This is a genomic window from Pseudomonas sp. VS40, from assembly GCF_018587885.1.
Taxonomy (GTDB): Bacteria; Pseudomonadota; Gammaproteobacteria; order Pseudomonadales; family Pseudomonadaceae; genus Aquipseudomonas; species Aquipseudomonas pergaminensis.
Window position 1 is genome coordinate 767645 of record NZ_JAGYWD010000003.1, and the last position, 6385, is coordinate 774029.

Annotated in this window: 7 protein-coding genes; 3 read left to right on the plus strand and 4 right to left on the minus strand. The window is 57.6% G+C overall.

Annotation, left to right across the window (positions count from 1 at the left end; translation table 11 throughout):
- Positions 1–8 precede the first annotated feature (8 nt).
- Entirely contained in the window at positions 9–437 is a 429-nt protein-coding gene (gene hemJ, locus KHP07_RS12690; RefSeq protein WP_078050406.1) for a protoporphyrinogen oxidase HemJ, read from the minus strand.
- 136 nt (positions 438–573) lie between these two features.
- Here hemJ and argC point away from each other — a divergent pair, with 136 nt between their 5' ends.
- Together argC and erpA are read left to right on the plus strand one after the other, a co-directional pair.
- Positions 574–1608, plus strand: a complete 1035-nt coding sequence (gene argC / locus KHP07_RS12695) for an N-acetyl-gamma-glutamyl-phosphate reductase (protein WP_078050405.1) — start codon at positions 574–576, stop codon at positions 1606–1608.
- 165 nt (positions 1609–1773) lie between these two features.
- Positions 1774–2124: an iron-sulfur cluster insertion protein ErpA gene (erpA, locus tag KHP07_RS12700; RefSeq protein WP_003176443.1), complete on the plus strand. Its 351-nt coding sequence runs from the start codon at positions 1774–1776 to the stop codon at positions 2122–2124.
- A 90-nt stretch (positions 2125–2214) separates the two neighbouring features.
- Here the strand turns inward: erpA and KHP07_RS12705 are convergent, their stop codons facing one another.
- Both KHP07_RS12705 and KHP07_RS12710 read right to left on the minus strand, forming a co-directional pair.
- Positions 2215–3306 (minus strand): anhydro-N-acetylmuramic acid kinase, encoded by a 1092-nt coding sequence (locus KHP07_RS12705; protein WP_214497279.1) that lies wholly within the window; start codon positions 3304–3306, stop codon positions 2215–2217.
- Positions 3307–3309: 3 nt separating this feature from the next.
- Entirely contained in the window at positions 3310–4728 is a 1419-nt protein-coding gene (locus tag KHP07_RS12710; protein WP_099493028.1) for a peptidoglycan DD-metalloendopeptidase family protein, read from the minus strand.
- 209 nt (positions 4729–4937) lie between these two features.
- On the opposite strand from KHP07_RS12710, the gene tyrS reads away from it, so the two are divergent.
- Complete coding sequence (gene tyrS / locus KHP07_RS12715; protein ID WP_214497280.1) at positions 4938–6137, plus strand: tyrosine--tRNA ligase; 1200 nt, start codon at positions 4938–4940, stop codon at positions 6135–6137.
- Between the two features lie 36 nt (positions 6138–6173).
- Here tyrS and KHP07_RS12720 read toward each other — a convergent pair.
- The coding region (locus tag KHP07_RS12720; protein WP_214497281.1) for a hypothetical protein at positions 6174–6385 on the minus strand (212 nt) is incomplete at its 5' end.

A 6385-nucleotide genomic window follows, 5' to 3' on the forward strand; every position in this document is an offset into this window, starting at 1 on the left:
AATTAAAGTTAGAACGGTTTGACCACGACCAAAATTACGATAGCCAGCAATATCAGAACGGGCACTTCATTGAACCAGCGATAAAAGACATGGCTGCGGGTGTTTTCGCCACGTGCGAAACGTTTTACCTGCGCGCCGCACATGTGGTGGTAGCCGATAAGGAGCACTACCAGGGTGAGCTTGGCGTGGATCCAGGCACCGGATTGAAAGATGGCCGGGTTGAGGTAAATCAGCCAGCCGCCGAATAACAAGGTGGCAATCATCGCTGGCCCCATGATGCCGCGGTACAGCTTGCGCTCCATGATGCTGAAGCGTTCCTTGCTGACGGTGTCTTCGCTTTGGGCGTGGTAAACGAACAGGCGCGGGAGGTAGAACAGCCCGGCAAACCAGCAGACGATGCTGACGATGTGGAAGGCTTTGATCCATAGATAGAGCATTTCTAGTTATTCCCAGGTTCACGGTAACTGAAGATAGTAGTGGCTCATGCGCCCGTACGTCACGTTGACGGTTGTCGCAGGACGATACGGCCCCTATTATCGACGGCTTTCCAGTGGGTTCGTTGAGGGCAGGTTTATGGTCAAGGTCGGTATCGTCGGCGGCACGGGTTACACCGGTGTCGAATTGCTGCGTCTGTTGGCTCAGCATCCGCAAGCTGAGGTGGTGGTCATCACCTCCCGATCCGAGGCTGGCCTGGCCGTGGCCGATATGTACCCGAACCTGCGAGGCCATTACGACGGGCTGGCGTTCAGTGTTCCGGACATCAAGACGCTGGGCGCGTGTGACGTGGTCTTCTTCGCCACGCCTCACGGTGTTGCCCACGCGTTGGCCGGTGAGCTGTTGGCCGCTGGCACCAAGGTTATCGACCTGTCCGCCGACTTCCGTTTGCAGGACGCTGATGAGTGGGCCAAATGGTATGGCCAGCCGCACGGCGCGCCAGAGCTGTTGGACGAGGCGGTGTACGGCCTGCCGGAAGTCAATCGTGAGCAGATCAAGCAAGCGCGTCTGATCGCGGTGCCGGGTTGCTATCCGACGGCCACACAGCTGGGCTTCCTGCCGTTGCTCGAGGCTGGGTTGGCGGATGCGTCGCGACTGATCGCTGACTGCAAGTCCGGCGTCAGTGGTGCTGGCCGTGGTGCGGCAGTCGGTTCGCTGTACTCCGAGACATCGGAAAGCATGAAGGCCTATGCGGTGAAAGGTCACCGTCACTTGCCGGAAATCCGTCAGGGCCTGCGTCGCGCGGCCGGTAAAGACGTGGGTCTGACCTTCGTGCCCCACCTGACCCCGATGATCCGCGGTATTCACTCCACGTTGTACGCCACCGTGGTTGATCGCTCGGTAGACCTGCAGGCGCTGTTCGAAAAGCGTTATGCCAACGAACCGTTCGTCGACGTTATGCCGGCCGGCAGTCATCCGGAAACCCGCAGTGTGCGCGGCGCGAACGTGTGCCGGATTGCCGTGCACCGTCCTCAGGATGGCGACCTGGTTGTGGTGTTGTCGGTGATCGATAACCTGGTCAAGGGCGCGTCTGGCCAGGCGGTGCAGAACCTGAACATCCTGTTCGGCCTGGACGAGAAGCTTGGCCTGTCCCACGCGGGCATGTTGCCTTAAGGCTGCCTGGCTGTTGCGCAAAAGGCCCGTTGATCGGGCCTTTTGTGTTTTTAATGGCGGTTGTGCAGATTGATATACCGTAACAATAGTTGACCGCTTTTCTAGGAGAAGCGGATAATACCGGCCATTACGCATATGGCGGCGTTACGCCGGGAGATTATCAGCATGAGCGTTGAATCCTTCACCCCCACGGCTTTGCAATTCACCCACGGTGCTGCGCACAAGGTGAAGAGCCTGGTCGATGAAGAGGGTAATGATCGCTTGAAGCTGCGCGTATTCGTTACGGGCGGCGGTTGTTCAGGGTTTCAGTACGGTTTTACCTTCGATGAAGATGTGGCCGATGATGACACCATCGTTGAGCGTGAGGGCGTGAGCCTGGTGGTGGACCCGATGAGTTTCCAGTACCTGGCAGGTGCCGAGGTGGATTACCAGGAAGGTCTGGAGGGTTCGCGTTTCGTGATCAAGAACCCTAACGCTACGACCACCTGTGGTTGCGGGTCTTCGTTCTCGATCTGATCGATGGCTTTATCTGTAGCGGATAACAAAACGCCGCTTGGCTGTGATAGGCCAAGCGGCGTTTTGCTGTCTACGGATTATTGGGGCCGGTCAGGCGGGATAGATCGCGCCCAGTACCCGAAGCCCGCGTGAGCCGGTGACGCTCGGGCGGTTGGCAGCAATGCCTTCGAGGCAGCAATGGGCCAGCCAGGCGAAGGCCATCGCCTCGACCCAGTCCGGGTCTACGCCGTAGGTGGCGGTACTGCTGACGTGGGTTGACGGCAGCAAGGCTGCCAGGCGCTGCATCAGCGTGGCATTGTGAGCGCCACCGCCACATACCAGCAGCGTTTCTGTTTGGGGTTGGGCGGACTGCAGGGACTCGACAATGGTGAGCGCGGTCAGCTCCAGCAGAGTGGCTTGTACATCCTGAGGCTCGAATGCAGGCAGGCGATCAAGGTGTTGGTGCAGCCATTCCAGGTTGAACACTTCGCGTCCAGTGCTCTTGGGACCCTTGGTCACGAAGAATGGATCACTGAGCAGGGCATTGAGCAACTGGGGCTCCACCTTCCCGCTGGCGGCCCACTGACCATCGCGATCAAAGTTCTCGCCGCGTTGTTGATGAATCCACGCGTCCAGCAGGACGTTGCCCGGGCCGCAGTCAAAGCCGGCTACAGGTTTGCCTGTCTCGATCAGGCTTAGGTTGCTGAAACCTCCCACATTCAATACGGCACGGTTACCGCTGTGCTCGCCAAACAGTGCTTCATGGAAGGCGGGGACCAGCGGGGCACCCTGACCGCCGGCGGCAACATCGCGGCTGCGGAAGTCGCTGACCACGGTGATGCCTGTGAGCTCGGTGAGCAAGGCCGGGTTGCCGATCTGCACGGTAAAGCCTCGGGCGGGTTCGTGGCGGATGGTCTGGCCATGGCTGCCAATCGCGCGAATGTCCCGGGGCTTGAGGTGTTGTTGATTGAGTAGCGCGTGAATGCCTTGCGCTGCCAGGCTCACCCATTTCTGCTGGGCGATGGCTGAGCGGGCGATCTCATCCGGACCGCTGGCGCACAGAGCGAGCAACTCGGTACGCAGGGTATCTGGCATGGGAATGTAATGCGTCGCGATCAGCTTGATCGCCGGGGCTTGCTCGATCAAGGCGATGTCCAGGCCATCGAGGCTGGTCCCGGACATCACACCTATATAGAGCGACATGCCTTAGCGCTTCGCCGAAGCCAGCAGGGTGGAGCGCTCTTGATCCATGCGCGCCATCAACGGCTGGCTCTGTTGCATGAAACGCGCACGTTCGGCCTTGGCGATCGGGTCGGCCATCGGCAGCTTCTGGCCCAGTGGGTCGACGTGGACGCCATTGACCTGGAATTCATAGTGCAAGTGCGGGCCGGTGGACAGGCCGGTAGTGCCGATATAGCCGATCACCTGGCCTTGCTTCACGGTGCCGCCGGTTTGCACGCCCTTGGCGAAGCCTTGCATGTGGCCATACAGCGTACGGTAAGTGTTGCCGTGTTGAATGATCACGGTATTGCCGTAACCGCCACGACGTCCGGCCAGCAGCACTTTGCCGTCGCCGGCTGCCTTGATCGGCGTGCCACGTGGAGCGGCGTAGTCGACGCCTTTGTGGGCGCGGATTTTGTTCAGAATTGGATGCTTGCGACCCATGGAGAAACGCGAGCTAATACGGGCGAAGTCCACAGGGGTACGGATGAAGGCTTTGCGCATGCTATTGCCGTCGGCGGTGTAATAGCTGCTGTTGCCTTGTTTATTGGTATAGCGCACGGCGGTGTAGGTCTTGCCGCGGTTGGTGAAACGTGCGGACAGAATATTGCCGGTGCCGACGACTTTGCCGTTGGCGACTTTCTGCTCGTAGATCACATCGAATTCGTCGCCTTGGCGAATGTCCTGGGCGAAGTCGATGTCGTAGCCAAACACGCTGGCCATGTCCATGGTCATGCTGTGGGACAAGCCCGCGCGGGCTGCCGACTGGGACAGCGAACTGTTAATCACGCCATGGACGTAGGCGGAGCGCATCACCGGTTTGGTGGTGATGCGGTTGAAGGCAAAGCCTTTGGCGCCCTTGGTCAGGGTGATGCTTTCGAGGTCGCTGACGTTGCTGTGCAGGTTGTGCAACTGGCCGTCAGGCGTCAGTTCAAACTCAAGTTTCTGGCCGTGCTTGAGCTGGGTGAATTGCTTGGCTTGCTTGTCGCTGGCCAGCACCTCATTGACGGTGGCGGCGGGGAGGCCGACTTTCTCGAACAGGGTGGACAGCGTGTCGCCCTTGGCCACGATCACTTCGCGGTGTTGTGGGTTTTTGGCTGCCTCGGCAACAGGTGCAGGCTGGTCCTGGACTGCTTGCTGGGTATCTTCGGGGCTGCTTTCTATTTGGGCGAACGGCGATTCGGCAGGTGCGTTTGTGGCTTGTTGCGCGTCGGAAGCGTCTTGATCTTGTGTCAGTTGTTCAACTGGACTTTCCAGGTCAAGGCTCAGGGATGTTCGTTTGGCTTCTACGTCACTGGAAGGGAATACCAGGAGTGCCAGGCTGAGAAGGGCGGCAATACCACTTGCGGCGAGCAGGTGGGTCTTCGGGTAAAGCGGCGGCGCTTTAGACGGTTCAGTGGTCATAGGTAATTTTGACTTTGAAGATGAAATGGAAAAGATGAATGACATGATGAAGATGAAATAACTGTATAAAATATAACCAAATCATCTGTGGCGCAAGCTCGCGAATGCTGGGCTTGCTGAACGGTGTCCGTTCGCAGGGCAAAACTTGTAATTAGTCCCTGATCTTGTATGGTTGGTTCCCTTTTGAATCTGAGCCTTGCGGGTCTGTTATGAAGTCGGTTGAAGAGCAGCTAGCGCTGATAAAACGTGGTGCGGAAGAACTGTTGGTCGAAGCTGAGCTGATCGAAAAGCTCAAGCGTGGCCAGCCCCTGCGTATTAAGGCTGGCTTTGATCCGACTGCGCCGGATCTGCACCTGGGTCATACCGTGCTTATTAATAAGCTGCGGCAGTTCCAGGAGCTGGGGCATCAAGTCATCTTCCTTATAGGTGACTTCACCGGGATGATCGGTGATCCGAGCGGCAAGAGCGCCACTCGCCCGCCGCTGACTCGAGAGCAGGTTCTCGATAACGCCGAGACCTACAAGACGCAGGTATTCAAGATTCTTGATCCCGCCAAGACTGAGGTGGCGTTCAACTCTACTTGGATGGATCAGATGGGGCCGGCAGATTTCATTCGCCTGACGTCCCAGTACACCGTCGCGCGCATGCTTGAGCGTGATGACTTCGACAAGCGTTACTCCACCAATCAGCCGATCGCCATTCACGAGTTTCTCTACCCGTTGGTTCAGGGCTATGACTCGGTGGCATTGCGAGCGGATGTTGAGTTGGGTGGTACCGACCAGAAGTTCAACCTGTTGATGGGGCGTGAGCTGCAGCGTGCGTATGGGCAGGAAGCCCAGTGCATTCTGACCATGCCGTTGCTGGAAGGCCTGGATGGCGTCAAGAAGATGTCCAAGTCCCTGGGTAACTATGTCGGTATCCAGGAAGCACCGGGCGTTATGTACGGCAAGCTCGTCTCGATTCCTGATGCGCTGATGTGGCGTTACTTTGAGCTGCTGAGCTTCCGCTCGATGGATGAGATCAATGCGCTGCGTGCTGATGTAGAGGCGGGCGCCAATCCGCGTGACGTGAAGATCAAGCTGGCAGAAGAGATTGTTGCGCGTTTCCACGGTGAGGAGGCTGCGGCCAATGCTCACCGTGCTGCGGGTAATCGCATGAAGGATGGTGAGCTGCCGGATGATCTGCCTGAGATCGAGCTGTCTGCTGCTGAGGCGATGCCGATCTCTGCTGTGCTTAATAAGGCAGGTCTGGTCAAGAACTCGGCGGTTGCGCGGGATCTTCTGGGTTCCGGTGGTGTGCGTGTAGATGGTGAGGTTGTAGATCGCACCTTTATATACGAGCTGGGCGCTACCCATGTTTGCCAAGCCGGGAAGAAGGCATTTGCGCGTATTACGCTCAAATCCGAATAAACCTGAAATTAAGTGTTGACGGCGTTTTATATCTGTCTATAATTCGCCCCACTTCCGGTGCAGTCGAAACGGAAAACTCCTTGGTAAACAAAGAGTTACGCAGAATTCGACAGCGATTTGCTTCAGATCATCGAAGCCCAGAAGGAGTTGGTAGAGCAGTGTTGTTGGCTCTATTAACGTTTCGATCTTCTCGGTCGAAAGCGGAGAAAAAGAGGTGTTGACAGCAGCGTGTAACGCTGTAGAATTCG

Coding starts and splice junctions, on each gene's coding strand:
- hemJ (WP_078050406.1), bottom strand. CDS start 437: ATGCTCTATCTATGGATCAAAGCCTTCCACATCGTCAGCATCGTCTGC.
- argC (WP_078050405.1), top strand. CDS start 574: ATGGTCAAGGTCGGTATCGTCGGCGGCACGGGTTACACCGGTGTCGAA.
- erpA (WP_003176443.1), top strand. CDS start 1,774: ATGAGCGTTGAATCCTTCACCCCCACGGCTTTGCAATTCACCCACGGT.
- KHP07_RS12705 (WP_214497279.1), bottom strand. CDS start 3,306: ATGTCGCTCTATATAGGTGTGATGTCCGGGACCAGCCTCGATGGCCTG.
- KHP07_RS12710 (WP_099493028.1), bottom strand. CDS start 4,728: ATGACCACTGAACCGTCTAAAGCGCCGCCGCTTTACCCGAAGACCCAC.
- tyrS (WP_214497280.1), top strand. CDS start 4,938: ATGAAGTCGGTTGAAGAGCAGCTAGCGCTGATAAAACGTGGTGCGGAA.